The sequence below is a fragment of the Paraburkholderia podalyriae genome (genome assembly GCF_014397785.1).
GTDB classification, from domain to species: Bacteria; Pseudomonadota; Gammaproteobacteria; order Burkholderiales; family Burkholderiaceae; genus Paraburkholderia; species Paraburkholderia podalyriae.
Window position 1 is genome coordinate 1 of sequence record NZ_VZQQ01000085.1, and the last position, 21,167, is coordinate 21,167.

General features: G+C 60.2%; 20 protein-coding genes and 7 pseudogenes. 9 read left to right on the forward strand and 18 right to left on the reverse strand.

Annotated features, from left to right (window positions below):
* Positions 1 to 423 (reverse strand): annotated as a pseudogene (locus F6X42_RS38220) (SET domain-containing protein); the annotation flags it as partial.
* A gap of 1,027 nt (positions 424 to 1,450) precedes the next feature.
* On the opposite strand from F6X42_RS38220, the pseudogene F6X42_RS38225 reads away from it, so the two are divergent.
* A pseudogene (locus F6X42_RS38225) lies at positions 1,451 to 2,056 on the forward strand (DUF2242 domain-containing protein); the annotation flags it as partial.
* Between the two features lie 367 nt (positions 2,057 to 2,423).
* Here the strand turns inward: F6X42_RS38225 and F6X42_RS38230 are convergent.
* Positions 2,424 to 2,618 (reverse strand): hypothetical protein, encoded by a 195-nt coding sequence (locus F6X42_RS38230; RefSeq protein WP_187639048.1) that lies wholly within the window; start codon positions 2,616 to 2,618, stop codon positions 2,424 to 2,426.
* 375 nt (positions 2,619 to 2,993) lie between these two features.
* On the opposite strand from F6X42_RS38230, the gene F6X42_RS38235 reads away from it, so the two are divergent.
* The gene (locus F6X42_RS38235; RefSeq protein ID WP_187639049.1) at positions 2,994 to 3,317 is read left to right on the forward strand and encodes a hypothetical protein; all 324 of its coding nucleotides are present in this window, start codon (positions 2,994 to 2,996) and stop codon (positions 3,315 to 3,317) included.
* A gap of 49 nt (positions 3,318 to 3,366) precedes the next feature.
* On the opposite strand, the gene F6X42_RS38240 is transcribed toward F6X42_RS38235, so the two are convergent.
* Genes F6X42_RS38240 through F6X42_RS38250 form a run of 3 tightly spaced genes read right to left on the reverse strand, consistent with a single transcriptional unit; the run spans position 3,367 to position 5,566 of the window.
* The gene (locus F6X42_RS38240; RefSeq protein WP_246530455.1) at positions 3,367 to 4,269 is read right to left on the reverse strand and encodes a hypothetical protein; all 903 of its coding nucleotides are present in this window, start codon (positions 4,267 to 4,269) and stop codon (positions 3,367 to 3,369) included.
* 17 nt (positions 4,270 to 4,286) lie between these two features.
* Positions 4,287 to 4,499, reverse strand: a complete 213-nt coding sequence (locus F6X42_RS38245; protein WP_187638187.1) for a hypothetical protein — start codon at positions 4,497 to 4,499, stop codon at positions 4,287 to 4,289.
* Between the two features lie 5 nt (positions 4,500 to 4,504).
* Entirely contained in the window at positions 4,505 to 5,566 is a 1,062-nt protein-coding gene (locus tag F6X42_RS38250) for a DNA-binding protein (RefSeq protein WP_187639051.1), read from the reverse strand.
* An 85-nt stretch (positions 5,567 to 5,651) separates the two neighbouring features.
* Between F6X42_RS38250 and F6X42_RS38255 the strand changes: the two are divergent.
* A pseudogene (locus F6X42_RS38255) lies at positions 5,652 to 6,149 on the forward strand (tyrosine-type recombinase/integrase); the annotation flags it as partial.
* 18 nt (positions 6,150 to 6,167) lie between these two features.
* Here the strand turns inward: F6X42_RS38255 and F6X42_RS38260 are convergent.
* Both F6X42_RS38260 and F6X42_RS38265 read right to left on the reverse strand, forming a co-directional pair.
* On the reverse strand, positions 6,168 to 6,440 hold the full coding sequence (locus F6X42_RS38260; RefSeq protein ID WP_187639052.1) for a DUF1488 family protein: 273 nt from the start codon (positions 6,438 to 6,440) through the stop codon (positions 6,168 to 6,170).
* Positions 6,441 to 7,342: 902 nt separating this feature from the next.
* Positions 7,343 to 7,672 carry a GlcG/HbpS family heme-binding protein gene (locus F6X42_RS38265; protein WP_246530456.1) on the reverse strand — a complete coding sequence of 110 codons (330 nt, stop codon included), beginning with the start codon at positions 7,670 to 7,672 and terminating at the stop codon, positions 7,343 to 7,345.
* A gap of 23 nt (positions 7,673 to 7,695) precedes the next feature.
* Between F6X42_RS38265 and F6X42_RS38270 the strand changes: the two genes are divergently transcribed.
* Positions 7,696 to 8,625 carry a LysR family transcriptional regulator gene (locus tag F6X42_RS38270; RefSeq protein WP_187639062.1) on the forward strand — a complete coding sequence of 310 codons (930 nt, stop codon included), beginning with the start codon at positions 7,696 to 7,698 and terminating at the stop codon, positions 8,623 to 8,625.
* A 52-nt stretch (positions 8,626 to 8,677) separates the two neighbouring features.
* Here F6X42_RS38270 and F6X42_RS38275 read toward each other — a convergent pair whose 3' ends face one another.
* Positions 8,678 to 8,965, reverse strand: a complete 288-nt coding sequence (locus F6X42_RS38275) for a type 2 periplasmic-binding domain-containing protein (RefSeq protein ID WP_246530457.1) — start codon at positions 8,963 to 8,965, stop codon at positions 8,678 to 8,680.
* 159 nt (positions 8,966 to 9,124) lie between these two features.
* Positions 9,125 to 10,114: an AraC family transcriptional regulator gene (locus tag F6X42_RS38280; protein WP_187639053.1), complete on the reverse strand. Its 990-nt coding sequence runs from the start codon at positions 10,112 to 10,114 to the stop codon at positions 9,125 to 9,127.
* Positions 10,115 to 10,258: 144 nt separating this feature from the next.
* Between F6X42_RS38280 and F6X42_RS38285 the strand changes: the two genes are divergently transcribed.
* The gene (locus tag F6X42_RS38285) at positions 10,259 to 11,194 is read left to right on the forward strand and encodes a hypothetical protein (protein ID WP_187639054.1); all 936 of its coding nucleotides are present in this window, start codon (positions 10,259 to 10,261) and stop codon (positions 11,192 to 11,194) included.
* Between the two features lie 27 nt (positions 11,195 to 11,221).
* Positions 11,222 to 11,709, forward strand: a pseudogene (locus tag F6X42_RS38290) (SET domain-containing protein).
* Positions 11,710 to 12,054: 345 nt separating this feature from the next.
* Here the strand turns inward: F6X42_RS38290 and F6X42_RS38295 are convergent.
* Positions 12,055 to 12,771 carry a GTP-binding protein gene (locus F6X42_RS38295; RefSeq protein WP_246530458.1) on the reverse strand — a complete coding sequence of 239 codons (717 nt, stop codon included), beginning with the start codon at positions 12,769 to 12,771 and terminating at the stop codon, positions 12,055 to 12,057.
* Between the two features lie 4 nt (positions 12,772 to 12,775).
* On the reverse strand, positions 12,776 to 13,642 hold the full coding sequence (locus tag F6X42_RS44765) for a transposase (RefSeq protein ID WP_187639055.1): 867 nt from the start codon (positions 13,640 to 13,642) through the stop codon (positions 12,776 to 12,778).
* A 455-nt stretch (positions 13,643 to 14,097) separates the two neighbouring features.
* On the opposite strand from F6X42_RS44765, the gene F6X42_RS38305 reads away from it, so the two are divergent.
* A complete protein-coding gene (locus F6X42_RS38305) occupies positions 14,098 to 14,421 on the forward strand; it encodes a DUF4148 domain-containing protein (protein WP_187639056.1) in 324 nt (107 codons plus the stop codon).
* A gap of 378 nt (positions 14,422 to 14,799) precedes the next feature.
* Here F6X42_RS38305 and F6X42_RS38310 read toward each other — a convergent pair.
* Positions 14,800 to 15,222: pseudogene (locus F6X42_RS38310) on the reverse strand (IS6 family transposase); the annotation flags it as partial.
* 39 nt (positions 15,223 to 15,261) lie between these two features.
* A pseudogene (locus F6X42_RS38315) lies at positions 15,262 to 15,657 on the reverse strand (transposase); the annotation flags it as partial.
* Between the two features lie 56 nt (positions 15,658 to 15,713).
* Between F6X42_RS38315 and F6X42_RS38320 the strand changes: the two are divergent.
* Positions 15,714 to 15,904 (forward strand): annotated as a pseudogene (locus F6X42_RS38320) (DDE-type integrase/transposase/recombinase); the annotation flags it as partial.
* 378 nt (positions 15,905 to 16,282) lie between these two features.
* Here the strand turns inward: F6X42_RS38320 and F6X42_RS38325 are convergent.
* The 3 genes from F6X42_RS38325 to F6X42_RS38335 form a co-directional block, all read right to left on the reverse strand.
* Positions 16,283 to 16,690: an HlyD family secretion protein gene (locus tag F6X42_RS38325; protein ID WP_376776505.1), complete on the reverse strand. Its 408-nt coding sequence runs from the start codon at positions 16,688 to 16,690 to the stop codon at positions 16,283 to 16,285.
* A gap of 378 nt (positions 16,691 to 17,068) precedes the next feature.
* The gene (locus tag F6X42_RS38330; protein WP_187639057.1) at positions 17,069 to 17,866 is read right to left on the reverse strand and encodes a DUF6566 family protein; all 798 of its coding nucleotides are present in this window, start codon (positions 17,864 to 17,866) and stop codon (positions 17,069 to 17,071) included.
* A 53-nt stretch (positions 17,867 to 17,919) separates the two neighbouring features.
* Complete coding sequence (locus F6X42_RS38335; RefSeq protein WP_246530459.1) at positions 17,920 to 18,324, reverse strand: hypothetical protein; 405 nt, start codon at positions 18,322 to 18,324, stop codon at positions 17,920 to 17,922.
* Positions 18,325 to 18,692: 368 nt separating this feature from the next.
* On the opposite strand from F6X42_RS38335, the gene F6X42_RS38340 reads away from it, so the two are divergent.
* On the forward strand, positions 18,693 to 19,646 hold the full coding sequence (locus F6X42_RS38340; RefSeq protein WP_187639058.1) for an IS5 family transposase: 954 nt from the start codon (positions 18,693 to 18,695) through the stop codon (positions 19,644 to 19,646).
* 159 nt (positions 19,647 to 19,805) lie between these two features.
* On the opposite strand, the gene F6X42_RS38345 is transcribed toward F6X42_RS38340, so the two are convergent.
* Complete coding sequence (locus F6X42_RS38345) at positions 19,806 to 20,351, reverse strand: site-specific integrase (protein ID WP_187639059.1); 546 nt, start codon at positions 20,349 to 20,351, stop codon at positions 19,806 to 19,808.
* Positions 20,352 to 20,836: 485 nt separating this feature from the next.
* Positions 20,837 to 20,959 (reverse strand): hypothetical protein, encoded by a 123-nt coding sequence (locus tag F6X42_RS45435; protein ID WP_281394090.1) that lies wholly within the window; start codon positions 20,957 to 20,959, stop codon positions 20,837 to 20,839.
* Positions 20,960 to 21,167 lie beyond the last annotated feature (208 nt).

Genomic DNA, 21,167 nt, shown 5'->3' on the forward strand with positions numbered 1-21,167 from the left:
CCCCCCCCCGGGTCACGCTCGCTTCCCGGGCCCGAGCATGGTGCGGCGGCACCACCGCACAGGCACGCGTAGTACCGACACAGGTCACCATCAAGTGGCTCGTCCGTCTCCAGTCGGTAATCGATAAAGAGTTCGCCGCCAGCCGTAATGTCCCGGATCGCGTGGTTGAACACGCGCCCCGCCTCCTCAACTGCCTCGCAGTTCGCCGAGCAGCAGTGATTCAGCCAGCGCGCGCTGTTGCCCCCGCGGCTGCCGTCGATCACCCGGCCGTCCTCCAGCCCGAAAAAGAACGTGTGTCCCTCGATGCCGTCTCGCCGGTGCTGCGCGGGCGGCCCGTCGCCAGGAAATCACCTCTCCCCTGTATTCCAACACGCGCTCCCCCGCTTTCAGCGTCCGCAGCGCCAACACTCCTTTCCCATGCACCGGCGATCGCTGTCATCGGCGATCTGAAAGTCGTCAAAAACTGACAGTGTGAAACTCACTGCGTGGAACCAACTTTTCTTGGTTCATTTTCTTCGGGGCCCGGTTTATCTAGAGCCTCATTCTTCTTTATTTTTCCTCGCTCCATTCTCCTGCTTCCCGTGTGGTTGCCGCATTCTCAGCGGATTAGCCACTGAGGTCAGCCGCGGTCGCAGAGCCAGCTTGACTATTTATCCCGCCATCGCGCTATCGCTTCATCAATGTGATTTTCAAACCGTCCGTTTTCATCGAATTCCACGTCGCCGCTGACAATCGCCGGACTACCACCCGCCGCATTGCTTTCCCCCCATTATCCGAGCCGGATTCAGTTCCTGTTTTTCATGGATTGCCCTGTTCGGTTAGTGAAACCGCACCCTACCGGATCGCACAGCTCTCGGGCGAACGCAACGCAGGCTTGGGGCGTGACGACGGATGTCATCTGCCATGCCGTGCGATGAAATAGCAGCAGGGACCCACGTTCACCCAGCCTCCTGAAACAGCCCGTCCGCAAGTTCCGAAAGGCTGGCCGATTTGACTACGCTGCGCAACATCGCACACAGGGGTTCCTCTCATGCTTCAGCCTGGTCCGGCAGCACTTCGCGCTGCCTTGATATCTGATGAATGCAGGTCGACACCGGGCAGAACTGAAGGATCGCCCGGCGGCCTGGCGTCAATGGACGATGGCAAAATCTGGCGTCGGCATTTTTTGATTTGCAATCCTACTCATTGTCACAAATTTCACCTTTCCTCGGCGCACTTGAGAAGGCCGTCCTCTCATATCAGCTTGCCACATCGGCCGTACACGTAACGGATCTGCGCTCACAAGAACGTCGAAGGTTGTTGTAGGGAAAGAAAACTATAATGGCGCGGCCCATTCACTTCCGGATCGGCCGCATGATGTGTCCCTCTCATGCAGCGCAAGAGCATTGGGTGTCGTGGCCTTCTGGCGCCGGCCCCCTTCTCCGCTCGAGCCGGTCCAACCTATTCAGCCATGCATACCCAGTTCCGCTTTTCCTCCGCGGCTTTCGTGCTAGCGCTTGCGAGCGCACTGTCTGCGTGCTCGACACCGAAGCCGCTTTACCAGCAAGAACAGTTCGACGCAGGCGATAGCCCTTATATGCACAATTTCGCCGGGAAGGCAGAGCCCGCCTGCGAAGCCGCCCGCCGTGCGTTGCTCAGCCAGGGATATATCGCCAGTTCGACGAGGCCCGATTCGGTCGACGGCTCGAAAAATTTCCAGCCCACCGGCGATACGCACGCGGTGATTGAAATCCATGTGGTCTGTACAACCGACGACCCCAAAAGCAACAGCAGTATCGCGTACGTGAACGCAGTGCAGGATCGCTATGCGCTGAAGAAGAGCAACACGTCGGCGAGCGTCGGACTGAGCGTGTTCGGATCGCTGTCGCTGCCGATCGGCTCAAGCGATGACTCGATGGTGAAAGTTGCGAGCGAGACGATTCCTGCCGGCGTTTTCTATCAGCGTTTCTTTGCGCTAGTCGACCACTACCTGAAGGCCGACTCCGCCCAGCCGGACGCCGTCGCCGCCGCGGCAGCGCCGAAGGAGACGCTGCCGTCAATGAACGACGCCGTGCCGCCGATCGGGGCAGCCCAGACAGGTAATGATCCGGAGAAGGCGACGAGCGCCAGGTAAGGCGTCGACGGTATGGCGCGCCCGGATGTGTGCTCGAGCCGCGTTTGGTCCGCCCACTTTCCCGGCTAGCATGCAGCGACGAAGAGGCGAACAGCCTGACGTGCCATGTTGCCGTGTACGGACCCGCCTGGCAGCAGACGCGAGCCGCCGCAGTCGTCAGCTCGGTCGTAAACTTCGGCGCATAAACGGCGTCATGCTCGCGCTGTCCCAGTGCAGATCGGGCGGGCCTCGAAGTTGGGCCGCGGCAAGTGTCCGGAACAACGGTCAGGCCCGCATCATATTGGCTTGCGGGCTCATAGGGTGCGACATGTCAGTGAAAACGTGCGAAGGCCCGAAGAACGGAATCTCCGTCCTGCGTAATGCGAAGCCGCACGGCACCGCCGGCAAGCTGCTCCATGGCGACGAGCTGGCGTTCGAGCAACGTGCCAAGTTCCTGCCGCTCAGCAATATGGTCGGCCGAGTCCCTGACGAGCATTAATGTCGCAAATTCATGGGCACTGAGCATTCCTGTCTCCTGGTCGTTCGAGTAGGTGCCGTAGGGGATTGCACCGGCTACTGGCCTTTGGCCATGCCTGCCCGGCTAAGGTCGCTGTCGGCGACGCATTACCGATGGCGCGTCTGGCTGCGATTGGCATCGGGGAGTTGATGATTGAAGCAGGCTCGGGAGCGGAGCAATCCGGGTCGTCCCGCATATTGGACATGTTGAAGGTCTTCCGCGCGTGAAATAGCGTCACCCAGCTTCAACGCCGGCTGCCCCGTGCACAGTCGCGAGAGCACCCAACTGGCCTCACCTGATCAACCCGCCGCTCCACCGGTCACGGTCGCTCCAGAACGGACACCACGGACAGATTTCGCCTTCCGGATAGTCGGTGCCTTCCTCATGCGGGCACCCGATGATGCGATCGACGGCGACGACCGAACGCGCACCATGCTGTTCAATGAACCGGACGACTGCTTCGGTGATTTCCGGATCGGCTCTCGCATCGGACGTTTCACAGAACCACCGCTCAACAGGATCAGCATCCGCGCCTTCGTACGCGACGATGCCGACGGCAACCTTCGTCGCCCGCGTGTCATCGGGCCCATAGCAGGCCACCGTTGCGACCGGCTAGCCGCAGAAACCCTTGCGGCTTTTTTTCGCGAGCCTGTCCCGGTACCACTGCGCTTTCAATGTCATGTCGCCTCCGTGCCTCCGCGCGACTGACCGATGCGACTACGGCATCAGCGGTAATCGTGGCCGCCGATCGTCACACTCACCGGTGCTGCACTTTCCGTGTCGCCATGTAGGTGTCGAACAGGCCCGCATGCAGCCGGCTGAGCTCCTGGCGCAGCCCGATGAGTTCATGCTGGTCGCCTTCGTGCTCCCGGCGCAGGATCTCTGCGAGCAGGGCCGTCGCGCGCGATGCCACCTGGTCACGCTGCACGCGCGCCTCACCTAACCTGCCGGCGAGCGCCGGCTTCACCACCAGCAGCCATGCCGGGAACCACGCGTAGTCGTCGACCTCGCCGGTGCCAGGGAATCCGGCATCGAAGCGCCGGCGCAGCGCGTCCAGCGAAGCATCACTCAAGGTGGGCAACAACGCCACGAACCGTGCGGGCGCCAGCCACGCCAGTCCAGCGAGCAGTGGCCACGCGGCATCCAGACCATCAGCCCGGTAGCGCGCCTCCGTCATCCACGCGAAGGGTGCCTGGATGCGCCACCAGGACTCAATGCCCTCGACCGCTGCACGTGCAGCCGCCCAGTCGCCGGCCAGCAGCCAGAGCGGTGCGGCGTGGCTGTCGGCATGGTTCCCGGCACCGGCGCCACGAAAGGCCAGGGACGCGGCCCGCTGGGCGAGCGCTCGCCAGCATGGTGCGAGCCACGGCTGGACGCTCTGCGCGGGCAGCACGCGCCGGGCGGCGGGCACCACCCCGTCCTCCAGGTGACGGTGGGCGATGTCCAGCGCCGCATGGTCAGCAAAGGGCGCGGTCGATCCATTCCCGAGTTCGCGGACCAGCACGGTCATCGCGGGCAGCGCACCGTCGTCCGGGTATTCGCCGGCGAACTGCGCCAGTGCCGTTCGCGCGGCCGCCACATCGCGCCGCTGCAACGGCGCCAGCACGTCGTTGCGCAACATCACGTCACGGCTGTCGGCGAAGATGTCGAGCTGCTGCATGGTCCGGGTCATCCCGTTCAGAAGAGCTGATCGTGAAGAGCGGTCAGACTAGCCCATTTCACCATGCTGCGGAAGGTGCGGCCGTCCTCGTCCACCGATTCGATGATCACGCGCTGGCCGCTGGCTTCGGCGACCACCCGCACGATCCGCCCGCCGTAGCGCATCAGTGCGCTGATCGGCGGGCAAGCCGGGGCCTTGCGCCTTTTTCCCTGGCGGCTGTTTTTCTCCACCTCGCCTACCCCCGCCTGCGGCGCACCGTGGTCTTGCTGGTGGTCGCCGGTTCCGCCGGTGCTGCCGTTGCCTGACGCGACGTGCGTGTCACCGCCGCGCGGCCCGCAGTCGGGCGAGCAGGCGCGGACTTCGCGCGGGCCGGGCGGGCGTCGCGTGTATCCGCCTGCCGCAATGCCGCCAGCTGTTGCTGCAGCGTGACATTCGTGGCCAGCACGGCATCGAGCCGTCCCTGCAGCACGCCCGCCTGGTGACGCACGTCCCCGAGCTGCGCCTGCAGCGCCTCGACCGCCCGGTGATGGTCCGCCCCGCGACTGTCGGCCCGCTTCACCGCGGCATCGAGGTCCTTCTGCAGCTTCGCGGCCGCACCCCGCTCGCGGTCGATCTCCAGCAGCGCGCGCTTTTCCGACGCCCGCAGGCGCTCTTCGGCGCGCTCCGCGCTCTCGCGCAGCTTCTCGAGATCCCGCGAGAAGCCTTCGCGCAGCTTGTCCAGTTCACGGTCGCGCACGAGCGCCTCGGCCTTGAGCCGGACGACCTCGGCCTCGCACGCCTGCCGCGCCGCGTGGCCCTCGGCCTCAGCCTTTCCCAGTTCGCGCACCTCGACCTGCGCGGCAAGGAGCGCCGCCGTGCGCTGTTCGAGCGCGGTCTCGACGCGACCCAGGTCGTCGCGGGCGGCAACGACCGACCGTTGCGCCTCAACGCGTTGCGCCTCGACCTCGTCGCGCAGCGCGTCGAGCGCGGCTTCGGCAGCGGCGGTTGCGCGGGTCCAGAGCGCCGCGACCAGTTCGCCGGCAGCCGGCCCCAGGTCGGCGGGCAGGTCGGGATGGTCGATGCGCACCCGGCTCTTTTCGCGCAGTTCGGCCCAGAATTCACCGAGCACCTGGGTCGGCGTGCTCATGCTGCCGCGCTTCACCAGCTGGTAAAGGCGGTTGGCGGTCGGCGTGATCCCGAAGCGGAAGAACAGTAGCGCGCAGACCTCGCGGTACAGCTCGCGGGTCTTCGGGAATTCGCCTTTCAGGCGGTCGATTTCAGCGGCGAGACGGATTTCGTCAGGGAGGGCGTCGGCCATGGAAGCATGCTGGGGTGGTATCGGATAAATAATACAACGTAAACCGCTCCATATCTGACGCATCAAGGGCCATCTTTTGACATTACGTTTCTTTCGTCGTCCGGACGACAGCGGGAAGGATCGCTGGTGGCTCGAAGTGATGGGCAAAGGGGGCAAGGAGCGGCTGGTGCCCGCCACTACGGAAATGATGACGGAACTCGGCACCTACCGGCGAACCCGCGGATTGCCAGTACTCCCCTCGCCAGGCGAGGACACCCCGCTTGTGCTGCCGGTCGGCCAGTCACTGAAGCCACTCACGCGCGCCGCGCTGCACCGGATTGTGAAGGACGTCTTCAGCGGCGCCGCTGAAGCGTTGCGGGCGCGTGGCGACGACCATGCGCAGCGCGCCGACCGTCTCGGGCAGGCATCGGCACACTGGCTACGTCACAGCGCGGGGTCCCATATGGCGGACCGGCAGGTGGATCTGCGACTCGTGCGCGACAATCTTGGGCACGCGTCGCTGACGACGACCAGCCTGTACCTGCACGTCGACGACGATCGACGGCACCGCGACACCGATGAGAAACACCACATTGACTGGTGACGCACGGTACCCGGAGGACTAACGTCCGGCCTCGAAATCCCAGGTAGTGAGTCTGACGGGTTTGCCTGGATGCAGGCGGATTTTTCTTTCGGCGACCGCGACAATGCGAGGCCGTCCGTCAGCAAATGCCTTGAGCATGCGGACCTGATCAGCGTCTCCGGGCAACCAGAATTGCGCTTCAAGCGCTTCCCGCGTGATCACACAGGCGACCTCACTGCATTGCCCGGCCAGGCGAAACGAGATTTCATATCGGTCCGTCGCGACGTCGGGCATCAGGTCAATCATGTCCATTTTTGACACCTCGTGAGTTCAACCAGGGGCCTTTAAGCTGCTGTCGCCTGTCTTCAATTTTACAGAACAGACGGAAGACGGATTCGCCGCTGATTTCCGCCACGTAGATAAACCGTCGCGTAAACTCCGCCCCGCTGCCTTTGCAGGCAGGGTTTGGGTTTGGATTTTGATACGGATGCGATGAAGCCGGACTGTTAGTTGCATCCATATGGCTGAGGACTCAGGTCCTCAAGGTGAGCCTTTGCGGGACGCGAGCTGCACGCGGTAATTCGAAACCCGATCAGTTGGTCAAGCCACCCGGGGCTGGATAGTCGCGCGGGATGAAGAAGGCCGGGTTGGTTTTCGTTTCGCGTGGGGAGATCGGTTGAAGTCGACTCTGAGCCAGCTGCTGTCGAAACCTTGGAAACGGCCATTCGATTCGCGATGCAGAGTGTTGCTTGTCGGCCTGAGCCGACATTGGCGCGGATTGGATTCTTCGTCAGCAATGTGGCGGCGAATTGCCGACGTTGTCGGCATCGAGCAGAGGAACGGCAGCTTCCTCGATCACAGAACTCGCACTCACGACCCCTTTCCGCGGTTCGAGCCACCACTGCTTCAACGGCAGTTATCAGAATGGTCCGGCCATCCGGGCCGGTCCCTCACGAGCAACAGTTCGGCCTTTGTGGACGTTCGTCGATTGACGGTAAGACGATCTCAACGGTCCAGGCCCGCCACCCACGACGGAGAGCCGAAAATTAATATCTCAACGCCTTTCAGGCTCGCAGCACAGCTCGACACGGCGATATGCGCGGGTGAGCACCAGTGCTTCCGCACCTTGGTCGGAAACTGGAGAAAAAGCACTGGCGCGAATCGGAGTCATTCCAGTGAGTGCGACTGCCACAGATCCCGCTAGCAGCCCAGGCTTACTGCATAAACCCTGCGTGACGCAGCGCCTCCTCAGCGGCCTCATGGTCTTGCACCGATGTTCCGCCAGAAACACCGATGCCACCCACCAGACGCCCTTCGTGGAAGATCGGTACCCCACCGCCGACCGGCGTCAGCCGCGCATGGTGCGCCAGCGGGGCAACGGTGGGTTCGGCCATGTACTGATTCCATTGGTGCGTGGCCATGCCGAATGACGCGGCGGTCCATGCCTTGTCGATGGCGACGTCAACAGTCAGGAACGGGACGGAATCCGAGCGCTCGAACGCGCGCAGGTGACCGATACGCGGATAAATACCCGCCGCACCCAAACACTTTCGGCGATTCAGTGAAAATAATTCGACTCGATGACGTTCAGATCTTCGTGCACACGGTCGACTACGGGAGCTTCTCGGAGGCGGCGCGCCAGCTGAATATCTCGCCCGCACATGCGAGCGCGTCAGTGCAGCGGCTCGAAAAGGCGTTGGACACGCGCCTGTTCACGCGTTCGACGCGCAGCATGCAACTGTCGGAGGCCGGTGAGCACTACCTGCCGCATGCGCGGGTCATGATCGGTGCGCTGGAGCAAGGGAAGCAGGCTCTGGCAAACGGCCGGGGGGTGCTGTCCGGGCCGCTGCGGCTGTCTGCTCCGTCTGACTTTGGTCGAAACCTGCTGTTGCCGTGGCTGGATGAATTTCAGCACCTGCACCCTGGCTTGTCGCTGCACCTGAAAATGAGCGACCTTGCGGTCGACCTCATTCGCCAGCCGCTGGATGCAGTCGTGCGCTATGGAGCGCTGCCCGATTCGTCACTTCTGGCCATGAAGCTGGTCGACAACAACCGACGCGCATTGTGTGCCGCACCGTCATACCTCGAACGGCATGGCGCACCGGCCAAAGTTGAGGACCTGCGGCGACACAACTGCCTTCGGTACGTCTGGAGCGAGCAGATACATGAACGCTGGCGCTTTACCCCGCCTGGCGGCGAACGCACAGTGGCAGTCACGGGTAATCGCATCAGCGACGATGCCGATGCAGTTCGTCGCTGGGCGATAGCCGGGGAAGGCCTTGTCTACAAGTCGCGACTGGACCTCATCGACGATCTGAAGGCAGGTCGACTGGTGGAGTTGTTTCCGCCGGAGTATTGCGAGCCTTCGCCGCTGCACTTGATTTGTGCTCACCGTGCGCAACTGACACCGACGATCAGCGCGTTGAATGCCTTCCTGCGCGAGCGCGGCTCTGCATTGCTGGCCAGCTACCCCTCGGGAGGCTCCCGATCTGCGTAACGAAGTTCGCCCTTTCCTGATCGTCTCAATGAGTCGACCGAAGGCTCAGGCGCTAGCTCTGTATCTTGAACTGGATACCCGGATAGGTGAGTTTTGGCATCCTGCTTTCCAGGAAGGTGCGGAGTTCCTGCACCTGCGCCGCTTTGTCGGAATCTTCCGGTCTGGTGAGGTAATACGCGTCGCCACTTCCAACGGCGGTTTTAAACGGCAGCACGAGTTGCCGCTCGTCGATCGCGTTGGCGCAGAGCGCCAGATCGCCTGTCGAAATATCGTGCCCCGCTGCGGCCGCAGCGATTCCCTGCTCGAGCAGGTTGAAGACCTGGCCACGGGTGATGTCCAAGTTGGCGAGGGGTCGGGAGTGTGAGTTCACTGATGCAGGAAGCTGCCGTCTGGCTGCTCGATGCCGCCACCGTCAGCAATCCGCCGCCGCATTGCTGACGCAGAGCTTCGAAACTGATCATTCCCGCTTTATATGCAGCCGCCAGCATCCGACCTTGGCTCAGTGTGCCCCCAGATCATCTGCCGCCATGCGCCTCATCCGGCGTCGCCAGGAAGCCGGTGGCGCACCAAATTCGCGCTTGAATGCACGGTTGAACGACGCTTCCGAATCGTAGCCGACGCGCTGCGCGATACGGGCCAATGGTTCCCGCGTTTCCCGTAGCTGCCGCGCCGCCAGTGCAAGCCGCCAGCGCGTCAGGTAGCGCAGCGGCGGTTCGCCGAGCAGGCGTTGGAAACGGTCGGCCAAGGCCGAGCGTGACAGGCCGGATTGTGCCGAAAGTTCTTCGATGGTCCACGGATAGGCGGGACGCGCATGGAGCAAGGACAGGGCACGGCTGACGTGAGGACTGCGCAGGCCGGCGAGCCAGCCATGTTGGGAGTCCGGCAGCGAGGTTGTGTAACGGCGCAAAGCTTCGGCGAAGATCAACTCGGCCACACGCGACAGAATGACACTGCTGCCGATACCCGCCGAACTGGTCTCCAGACTTGCGAAACGCATCGTTTCCGTGATCCAGCCGATTTTCTCGGGGTCGCACAGTGGCACGATGACAATCGGCGGCAAGCTCTCCAGCAAAGGTCGGCACAAACGCGGGTCTCCCGACAGGAAGCCGCAGATGAAGCGCGCACGCGCTCCGCCCCCACCATAGGAAATGCGCATCATCCCGCAAGAATCCGGCGGCTGCATGAGGCTGGAAGACCGCACCGGCGCCAGATGCAGGTCACTGCCTATCAAGTGTGCTTCGTTACGTGGAAGGATGATGACGTCGCCGGCATTGAGGTCCCATGACTCGGAGCCGCCCTGCAGTCTGACTCTGCAACTTCCCTCGGTCAGCAGGTGAAAGAGAATAACGTGCTCCGCATCGGGCACGATGCGTTGAAGGTCTTCCTTGTCAGGAGTGGAGTTGACGCACCAGGGCGTAAAGAATTCGGCCTGGAGGAAGAAGCCGCTGGCCAGGCGCAGCTCGCTCAGCATTTCGGAAAGCGGATCCATGCGCGGTCTCCCCCATAACACGAAAACGGCTAAAAACTGCGGCGTTTCAGACAAATTTCTGCTGCATTTTGTCTTCACGATGTCTTCGTGCACAGATCATACGCTGTCACTGCAAAAGTCCATTCAATCTTACGGAGATATCTTATGGAAGCCATTGCCAACGCTGTCGATACAAGCCGCTATGCCAAGTGCATCGAAAATTCGAAACGTATCCGCTGGGATACGGAGCGCGATGTGATTCGCGGAAGAACACTGGACATGAGCTGCAAGTTTTTGCCCGATGGGCTGTCGCTTGTTGATCGGGTGCCATTCCTCGATGAGGTAGGCAGGAAGCTGTTCAGCCAAGTCCAAGGCCGTAGCTATGGGAATATTTTCGGCCTTGTCGAGCGTTTCATTGCCGCGAAAGTGCTCGAGGTCAGTCGCCACCACTGGACGGGTAACCAGACCGCGCTGGAAGCTCTTGTCCGCTTTACCGATGAAGAACTGAAACACCAGGAAATGTTCCGACGCATTGAGAAACTCGCTGCCGATGTCATGCCGGACGGTTATCACTTCGGGCCCGATGCGGATCAAGTTGCGCGCTTCGTGCTATCCAAGTCTACCTGGTCGGTATTGGGGTTGACCTGCTTTATCGAAATCTTTGTTCTAGTTCATTACAAGGAAAGCATTGGCAACGATCCGCAGCTGTCGCCACTGTGGAAAGATGTATTTTTGTTCCACTGGCAGGAAGAGTCGCAACACGCCATTCTCGATGAGATTGAATGGGAGGACGAGGACGCCCGTGTGACCGATGTTGAACGCGATGCCGCAGTCGACGACCTGATCGCTTTAGTCGGAGCGGTGGATGGGGTCCTCCAAATGCAGGCGGAGGCAGATGCAGACTATTTCCTCAAAATCAGCAGTCGCAAGTATGCTGCCAACGACACTGCTGCCATTCGCAAGACCTTGCTCGATGCATATCGCTGGCAATACATCGTTTCCGGCGTCAAGGAGCCGCGCTTTCAACGCGACTTGTTCGGCAAGATCAACGAGGCGCAGAAAGACCGCGTCCTATCGGCACTGGCTCCCCTGATGAACTGAGACCGCCCTGTTGAACGGCGCGGCGGAATGGATTGCAGCGAATCTTTCCGTCGCACCGCCGACATGATTCCGGAGGAGATCATCGAGTACAACGGTGAAGTGACCAGCTGGCGGCGCGCCGCTGCCCGTCAGCGGTCCGGGACCGGTCATACGTTCGCGTTCAGTCGTTCCGACGCAGCGTGATCGACGGCAGCCGCGGCGGCAACAGCGCCCGTTGGACCATGCCTGTATTCCCAACTGCCAGACAATCGAGACAGGCAATCGGGTATTCATCCACGCACTCACCGACATCAAGCCCGGCGAGGAGCTCTTTATCGACTACGGCCTCGAAATTGAAGCCGAGATCAGCGAGGACATCGGGTCTCCGGTATGCATGTCAGTGCGGCGCTTCCACCTGCGGTCAGTCCATGCTCGGTGTTGGTCGATTCGCACGAGAAGACCGGACTTCGGCCTTATGCGAAGCTTTCCATAAGGCAGAGTTGCTTCCATCGGGCATCCTGCCGGTTCCGAGGTGAACTCGCCGTAGGAATGACGACTTTGTGTGTTGCGCGAACGGCAACTCCTGGCCGACAGTACTCATCCACAGAAGCCGCCCGAAAGCGGCCGTCGACGATTTTCAACGGTCGCTCTACAGGACCTTCATTGAACTGGTGCTCTCGGCCAGGAAAGGACATTCGACAGTGCGTCGCGACCGGCCGTTGCGCGCTGTTCATCGGCCGTTGGGATACAACTAATAATTGCCGAAGTCTTCGGGACTGCCGCTTGGACAACGTAGTTCCGAGGTCCGTCGACACGACGTAGCCTGCTTCCCACTCTGGGCTGTACAACTCCGAACGTCAATCAGGAGATGACCGCGCAGGTCACTGCCGCAGGTCTTCGCGAATCATGCAATTGTCGAGCCCCGACCTGAAAAGATCGGCTGGCAACTGCTTGCCGATGAAAACGATCTTCGTTTCACGCTCGTCAACCCCACCCCACGGCTTGTCGGTGCTCGCACCGAACATCATGTGCACGCCCTGGAAGACGGTGCGACGGTCAACGCCATGGATGTCGAGCACCCCCTTGTAGCGCAGCATGGCCGGGCCGTAAGTGGCGACCATTTCGCTAAAGAACTCCTCGACCTTGTCCCGATCGAGCGGAACCTTGGTGCGGTAGACAAACGACGTAACGTCGTCATCGTGTTCGTGTGCCAGGTCCGCGAGGAAGTCCGGTTCAATGTCGATGATTGCGTTGAGGTCGAAACTTCGAATATCCGAAGGCTTCAGCCATTTCGTTCCCTCCATGACTGCTCCAGTTGCTTCCGGCTGGAGCGGTTGCCGGGCGGGGCTTGCACCCGCTGGAAAGCGCCGCCTTTGCACGGCGCACACCCGGAACAGCCTTTCAGTTCTACCCAACTGGTTGCGCGTTTCAAGCAGGCTCGGCGCAGCGCGGTTGGACAAGCCCTTGGGATGGGATGGAATCGCGGCGGCTAGGCCTGCGATGCGACCATGTGTGTTGTTGTGCGAAGGTATCGGCATGGTGCGGGCGAGTGTGACCACGGCGCGATGGCCGGCGATGAAACAAAGGTCTCGAAGCAAGTGATCAGCTTCGGCAGTAGTGCCGAAGATTGATCATCGTGTACGCGAGGGTTTTCAATGCGTAGTGTAGGTGGCTGAGTCGCTCGAAGCGCAGCAGCAGGCGCCGGAACTTATCTTCCCACGCGAACACCCGCTCGATCGTCCTGAACCGTTCTTTGAAGATGGCCGGATCGAACAGCGGCTTGCGCCCGCGCTTCGGTCCTTTTCTGCCGCGCGAATTAGGGTTGATGTTAGGCACCATGCCGCGATTGAAAATGGCTTTGCGGTTGGGCCGGCAATCGTACACGCCATCCAGGCTCATGACCGTGCCCCGCAGATCCAGCCCCACCGCACGGGCGATGCTCGTGAGCTGCGGCAGCGCTTCGCGTAACAACGGCGATTCATTGCGATTGCCCGGTGCTCTGACGAACGGCGCGATGACGTTGCAATTCCGGTCACACAGGGCAACCACCTTGCAGCCCTTGAGCTTCTTGTGGCCGCTGAAGCCGAGATTGTCGCCGCCTTTCTTCGCGGCGGTTGTGGTGCCATCGCCATGGATGATGCGCGTGTCCAGGCGATGATCGCCATGAAGCCTGAACACCGAAGCCTCGAAAATGGCATCAAGGCATCCGTCCGATTCCCAGCGCCGGAAGGCGCGATAAATGCGTGTGTAATCGATCTCGGGACGGCCATGCCAATCCTTCTCGATGGGCAACTCCTTCCACTGGCAGCCAAGATAGAGCGCCTTCAGGATGTAGTTGAAAATCGCATGCGCGCTGAGCTTTCGCGCGGGTCCGCGACGGCCCTTGCTCAAATGCGGCCAGACAAATTGCTCGAACTTTTCGACGCTCAATTTCGTTGGAATCTCTTGCCACGACTGACTTTCGGCCATTTCGACCTTCAAAGCATCGGGATTCTAGCCGATTCGTGCCAGGCGGGTAGAACCCAAGCCCTGGGGGCCTTTCAACCGATTCCGCCAGCTGGAAAAAACCCGCAACCAGTTGGATGAAAGGGACCGGCCGTACTGAGCATGGGCTGGCCGCGCGAACATTGCAGGACTGCTCGCAGCGTGTCTGCGTCAGCGAACGCCCCCCAGCGAACTCGCCCAAGGGCGACCCGATTTGTCTCCAGACACCGTGTTAGTTCAGCGCTACCGGGTGCCGAGAGTGTCATCATCTGTAACCAGCAGTAACTATTGAGCTTCGTGTGCAGGTCGAAAATTTGTGTGAAGACGTGGCGCGCAGCGAATGCGTAAATTACTAAATTAACTTTCATCTGCGCGCTATCAATACGACAGCGTGGTCCGCGTAGGCTGCACTCATCAATTTCCTCGACGGAGAATCCATCGTGAAAACTTCTCACCGTGCCGCTATCGCTAGCCTGTTGGTCGCCGCACTCGTCGTTCCGGTCGTTTCGTATGCACAGACCGATGCTCCCAAGACTCGCGCGCAGGTGCAGGCCGAACTGGTCCAGCTCGAAAACGCTGGTTACCATCTGGACGGCGGCGACGCCGCGACTTATCCGGCGAAACTGCAGGCCGCCGAAGCCAAGGTAGATGCGCAAGAACAGCCAGCCGCCACGAGTTACGGCGGTACGTCGAACGGAGCGTCGCAGGCTGGCGGCAGCCGCGTTTCAACTGCCGACTGGAACGCGATGTACAACCACCCGTGATGCCCAAATCCACCTAAGGTGCAGTCACGCAGTTGCTGCTTTGCTGCGTGCGGCTGCAGCAGAAAGACAGACTTTCTGCTGCTTCGAGTTTACGTCGTCACGACAGGCGTTTTCGGACAAAGCAAATTTCCTCTGCCGTAATGGGCGCTTCCGCCCATCGCGCTACTGGCGTTCGTGGCTGACCTTACTGATGTGCTGGTCGGATTGCTGCTGTGCCTCGCGATTGCGGTAACGTTCACGACGCGCGGGTCAGCACCGCTCTATATGCATCCCTATGATGCATGCAATACCGAATCTTCGCTCTGCAACTCTTTCTCCGGTTGTAATGAGATGGACCCGACGCCTCCCTTCGGGGGACACTGACGGACGTCAACCTGACGTGTGGAGGTTCACAGTGACGATCTTGCGCGGCACCGGGCTAGAACGCAGCACCCGCTTGAAGAAGCGTTTGGCCGCAGCCTTGTCGCGCCGCTTTTGCACCAGGATGTCGAGTTCGGCGCCATGCTCGTCGACTGCACGCCACAACAGGTACTGTTCGCCACGCAGCGTGACAAACATCTCATCGAGGTGCCATGTGCTACCAAGCTTGGGTCGAGCGGCTTTCACGCAGTGCGCAAAGCCCTTGCCGAACTTGTCGCACCAGCGACGGATTGTCTCGTAGCTCACGACCACGCCGCGCTCAAACAGCCACTCTTCGATGTCGCGCAGACTTAACTGAAAGCGGAAATACCAACGCACGGCGCAACTGATAACGCCAGCGGGAAAACGATGACCGCGATAAAGCGATTTTGATTTCTTCATCGCACCATCTTACGCGACGACCTCGCCAACCTGACAATGCCCGCGCGCGTACATGCTGATGACGTGGTCGTCGAATCCCGGCAGCCGACGCTGGTACTTGCCGACCAGTTGCGGCTCGAACGTCGCCTGCCGGTCTCGCGGGATATCCAGCGTCAGTTCGCCGTTGGGTGGGAGCACTGTTTTGCGGCTCGTACCGTTGCGGTGGTTGCCGGTGCTGCCTTGCTCCGCCTCGCTCTCCAGGTGATGCGCCAGCTCCGCAGCCAACATGCGCTCAGCCAGCTGCTTCTTCAGTTGCCCGGCCAGGCCCGATTCCCCGAGAACCGACTCGGCGTTCCTGTTCTGCACCTGCGCCACCAGTTGATCGATCAGCTCATCGGGGAACAGCTTCGGCACCTTCGGGTTCTTGCTCTTCCTGGTCACTGTTGTTTCGGTCATTGAACGTTATTTCCGTTATCGTCTCATGACCTCGACACACTGAAAATCTGACAGGCTCCGTGGTCGAGCAGGACCATCGGGCCATCAAACGCATCACCCGACCGATGCTGGCTTCAAGGATTTCCACTGCGCGCGCGTCATTCTGAGTGGCGTCGAATTAATGCACATGATCAAGAAAGGGCAGATAAAATGTCGGGGCGAGACACCCCTGTCTCCCGCACAGCAGTTCTACTCGCTCGTTTCATAAGCAATCCTCCGCATATCACCGCTGCTTGACCCGTTGACCTTACTGCGACAGAGCCTGCGCCAGCGCCATGTCCAGTGCTCGCAGCATCAGTTTGGTGTACAGATGACCGGACATAGGCGAATCAGGCCGCCGCTTTTGACAAAAATGTCCCGCTCAATCTCGAGCTGGCGAACCTTCGCCTCAGTCGCACCAGCTCCTCACGCTCGGCGGTCGTCACGCTTCGCCATGGTGGCAACTCCAGTTCAAAGGGATAGGTGTCCACGAGACCGGGTCAACCTCAGGAACGACGTTTGATACGTCTCCGTCAAAGGCACGCGCAAGTATCATAGGGATCGCTTCACCAAACGAGGGCGTTTCCGTGTATCGAGCGCCTTTTGGTCAGCGCGCTGTCAGGCCAGAATCGAGATGTGTCCTCACGGGACGCAAATCGGCCGACGTGCCGTGCGCAGGGCCGGTCTCACCTGAGAGAATCGTAACCGTGCAGGTCGTGCCTGCCGCAATCAGGAGGTTGCGAGGCATATCGTCGAGATGAATTCGGACAGGAACTCGCTGAGCCAATCTCACCCAGGTGAAGATCGGATTAACGTCGGCCAGCAGCGTCGAGTCCGGCGGGTTGTCACGATCGGTGATGCTGCGAGCGATGCTTTCGACATGACCCGCCAGTGGCGCCCCGCCGGACAGCATTCTGATCTCGACACGATCGCCGATCTTCACCTGAGGTAAAAGGCGGGTCGATCGATTCCGATATCCTGACTGCCCCGGATCTCGATGTTCAGACGTCGACATACGAGACGATCGTGAGCCTGCTCTGGTGGTCGAGAACCGGCTGATGGCGAAGTATCGACCTGACTTTATTTCTATGTCGCGACAGGCTTCGAAGCGCTTGCGGATACGCTTGCGAAGCAACGCGTGCTGGCATATCGCACGGGCGCTTACATGAGACTGTTCAGCTCTCATCCGTACATTTGGGATGCGCCGGCGCGTACAAAGCCCGCGTCCCGCAATACTTTCCAACTGGAGAATCCCTACCTCTCCGACGCGGACCGCAGAATTTCCGATGAATACCGGATGCTTTGACGGCGTCCCGGACGGTTTCCTGTTGTTCCTGCGTCAGCCGTGCGGGGTGCAACGTCGACGAGTTGGTCACCCAGACCGGACTTTTTGTTACCGGACGCCGCTTTCCACTTCGTCGGCGTCGTCGCTGTTTTCACCGCTTTCCTCATCGATCCATCGCCGCGCCCATTCGAGCGCATATTGCTGTGCTGTCTCGCAGTGTTGGAAGCTCGGACCGATTAGCCCCGAACGGGCGACTCGCCGTTCGTCCCGTACGATCTCGGCCCACCCGCGGAACTGGGCGTTTGCCAGCCGATCGGCGGCAACGTAGATGACATAGCCGTGCGGGTCGGATCCGGTTTGGCCTTTCGACGCGAGGCCCATCAACGGCGAGGCAGTCCGATGAATTTGATGGGGCGTCACCGGGGTGCGGAATTCGACGCACTCAGGTATGGCATGCGCAGAATTTGGGGGTTGCAGCGCGATTTTCCTGGACTGCCATGTGTCAGGCGGTGTCTGCCAGGATGCCTGGTCTCTCCAGAGCACCTGGCGCAAACCTTCAGACCGAGTCTGATGGTTACTGGTGCGCGAGGGGACATGGCGGTGTTCCAGCAACAGTTGCGGGCCGCAACGAAACTTGCGTCCGGTGTTCGAAAGAAGCCGGTACGTCTCCGCAAGGGCGCCGCTCGAACGCCACGTCTCGAAGCGGTGCCGGCACGTCGGCGCCGACGGATAATGGCTCGGCAGCATAGACCAGGATTCGCCGGTCGTCAGTACCCACAGCACGGCATTGGCCACGACGCGAACCGGTGCGCGCGGCCGGCCACGCTGCCGTTGAGGAATCGGGGCGTCCGCCAGGACGGGCGCGATCAGCAGCCACTCTTCGTCACTGATTTCGTTGAAGTGCACGCTGTCCTCCACATACCCATTGCATTGCGCGGGCCCGGGTATCTCCGCTCGGGCTACCAGCTGCTCATCGCCCACGCTGAAAGGGACGACGGAGCCAGCAGTTCCTCGACACAATCCGATAGCTCGCAGACGTCCCGAAACGCGGCATCGTTGGAATCATGCAGATGGTGCCGTCTGAGGTTCCGTAATGCGGTTCCAAGACGCCGGAGGGTCTCGGGATCGCTGTTCGTCAGCGGCCAGGCTCCTAATAGATACGTCAGCGGCACGACGCTTCTCGTTTCGCACCACAAATTGAAGAGGTGTAAGCACATTGCGTTGATATGCTCGATCGAATCTTCTCTCTCAGACAGATGGGGAACCATGGCAACACTCAGATAAAGGACGATCGACGTGCATTCATCGTATGCGACTAGTTTTCGTGTTGCTGTCAGGAGATCAAGAAAATAAGGGGGATCCATGCTGAATTTCCGGTAAGGGAATCCTTATGGGGGTAGTCGCACTCTTCGTAGCATTGTCGACTTGTTGGAGGGCGCGCAGGCGAAAGCGCTTAACATAAGGATCACTAATTTATGCGGCAGTGCGATCCAGCGATGTAGCTGCGGTAGCCGACTACGACGCCGATCATTTCAAGGGTTACCACAGCTGAAAAGCCAGCGATGACGAAACCGGGAAAGCCGGCTCGCGCGCACGCCCAAAACGACATCGGTATAGAATCAAAACAACACGGCAATGAGTATTTCCGTTAAGGAAGGTCTGCAAAAGTCCTGGCATCGCGCTGCTGCTGAGCTATCCTGGAAACGTAGCGAATTAGGTAAGGAGCAACGCGATGACGCAGCTTGGTCTTGGTCTTGATCTGTCAACGAAGCGCACGCGCAAGCGGGAATTTCTCGATGAGATGCGACGCGTTGTGCCCTGGTTGAAGCTGATTTCGCTGATCGAGCCGCACTATCCCAAGGGCAAAACCGGTCGGCCGCCGTTCCCGATTGCAACGATGCTGCAGATTCATTTCATGCAGCAATGGTTCGGTCTGTCGGACCCTGCTATGGAAGAGGCACTCTACGACGTGCCGCTTTATCGCGAGTTCGCGGGTCTCGACGGCGAAATGGTCCGCTTGCCGGATGAAAGCACGATTCTGCGGTTCCGCCATCTGCTGGAAACGCACGGACTGGCGGCGCAAATGCTGGCGCTGGTCAATGAAATCCTGACGGAAAAAGGCCTGATGCTTAAGGCGGGGTCGGCAGTCGACGCCACCCTGATTGCCGCGCCCAGTTCGACGAAGAATGGCTCCGGCACACGCGATCCCGAAATGCAGTCCACGCAGAAAGGTGGCAACTGGTACTTCGGGATGAAAATGCATGTCGGCGTAGACGCCGACTCGGGCCTCGTCCATACGGTCATTGGAACGGCGGCCAATGTTCACGACATCACCGTAGCCCAGGCGTTGCTGCATGGTGAAGAAACGGATGTGTACGCGGACGCCGGTTATCAGGGTATCGAAAAGCGTTGTGAGACTGACGCGGTTCGCTGGCATGTGGCAATGCGACCGGCAAAGCGCAGGAAACTGGATCTGACTGATTCGTTGGACGCGATCTACGACCAGATCGAACGCCTGAAAGCGGGTATTCGGGCCAAGGTCGAACACCCGTTTCGTATCCTCAAGCGGCAGTTCGGTTACATGAAGACCCGCTATCGCGGTTTGATGAAGAACACTGCCCAGATCACCACGCTGTTTGCTTTGGGCAATTTGTGGATGGCGCGTAGAGCTTTGCGCAAAGCTTGAAACACCGGGCTGATGAAGGCCATATGTCTGGTTGGCGCGCTCCGGCGTGCGGAAAAATCTTGCAATCCACGCATCAACAAAGATCTGAACGCCGAGGCTGCGCTTGATGTGAAAGCTAACGCTTCAAAAGCGGGTTGTGCAGACCTTCCTTAACAGCATTCATCGAAAGTAAACAGCCCCTTTGCTCATTTTGTTAAGGCTTCTAAGCGCCTTCCACACTCCGCCTACCCGATTTGGGAAGACCACGGTCGATGATGGCGAGTTACGAATGAGTCGAGGACGGTATTCATCGATATAGGCGTCGATTCGCTCTGCCAAAGCTCTCGGAAGTGGTGCGTCGTAGGGCGACTTGTTGGATTTCTTTTCATTCTTGAAGTCGGACGCTCCAAAGCGTACGCGCCACTGTCCGTCCTGACGGCGATAGAGTGCTCCGGTGTTGTCCTCGCACCAAGTCATCTGAGTGTAGTTCCGTCGGCGGAGCGGGTTGGACATCAGCATTGCTAGGAGCAGTGCATCGCGTTTGCGGAGCGCCTCATCAAGGCTGCCAATAGGCGCTGCTGCGGCGGCGGCATCAAGGTCTTTGATTGCACGTAGGACCGGTTCAAACGGCTCGGCGAGGTCAAGCAAGGGGCGAATAGGGTCCAGCGGGTCCCGGGACTTTTCGTTTGCATCTCTAAGGCGATGCTGCTCCCAATGACGAGACATGCGGTCTCCGATATCTCGCTCGTCAATCATCTTGCTTTTTGGGTCTGCCGCAGCGGAAGAGGGAACGCCCACCAGTTACATGGACTGGTCAGGGTTGTCTGTCTGACGTACTACTTGCAATGCACAGGCTTCGGTGATGCGCCTCTCCACTTGTACCGGCGTGCGGAGGCTGGACTTAATCAAGCCGGTGACAGAGCGCAATCTGCCGGCGTTTTGCAAGTGAGTACAGAACTCGCCGCCATTCTCGAAGAGATTTTGGCCATTCACGACCAGCAGTTGATGTCGGCCGCCACGCGGTATGTGATGGAGGCTAGAACCCGGCTTTTGAGATTCAGTGAAAGCGAGCTCGGATCGCCAATCATGGACGACACGCATACAGATCATTGCTCCAACGACTCCGGGCTCAACTTGTAGCCTGCCAGTGGGCCGGCCGCCCGGACCGAGGCCGCACTGCACACTAATGCAAAGGGACATGCTTTCCCTGCTCAGCGCTTGAAGTCGTCGATCAGCAAACGACGTCTGAAAATTCGAATAGCGCAGGCAGCCACCAGGAAGGACGACCGGCGGGGCACGCAACGCTGCAAGCCGGATTTGGTTGCTGCGTCCATGAAACCTTGCAGGCTGTCGGCAGGGCACTGCCGGGTCTGTCCGGCCGTCGACGATGATGATTCGGCCTCCACCGGACAGGTGTAAGCGACTCGGCACGACCGTTTCTCACTGCTGAATATTTCGACGCATGATGGGCGCGTTCAGCTTGATGGAGACAGTCAGCCATGTCGAACGCAGCGAGCCGTACGCATCCCCATCGCACGTATG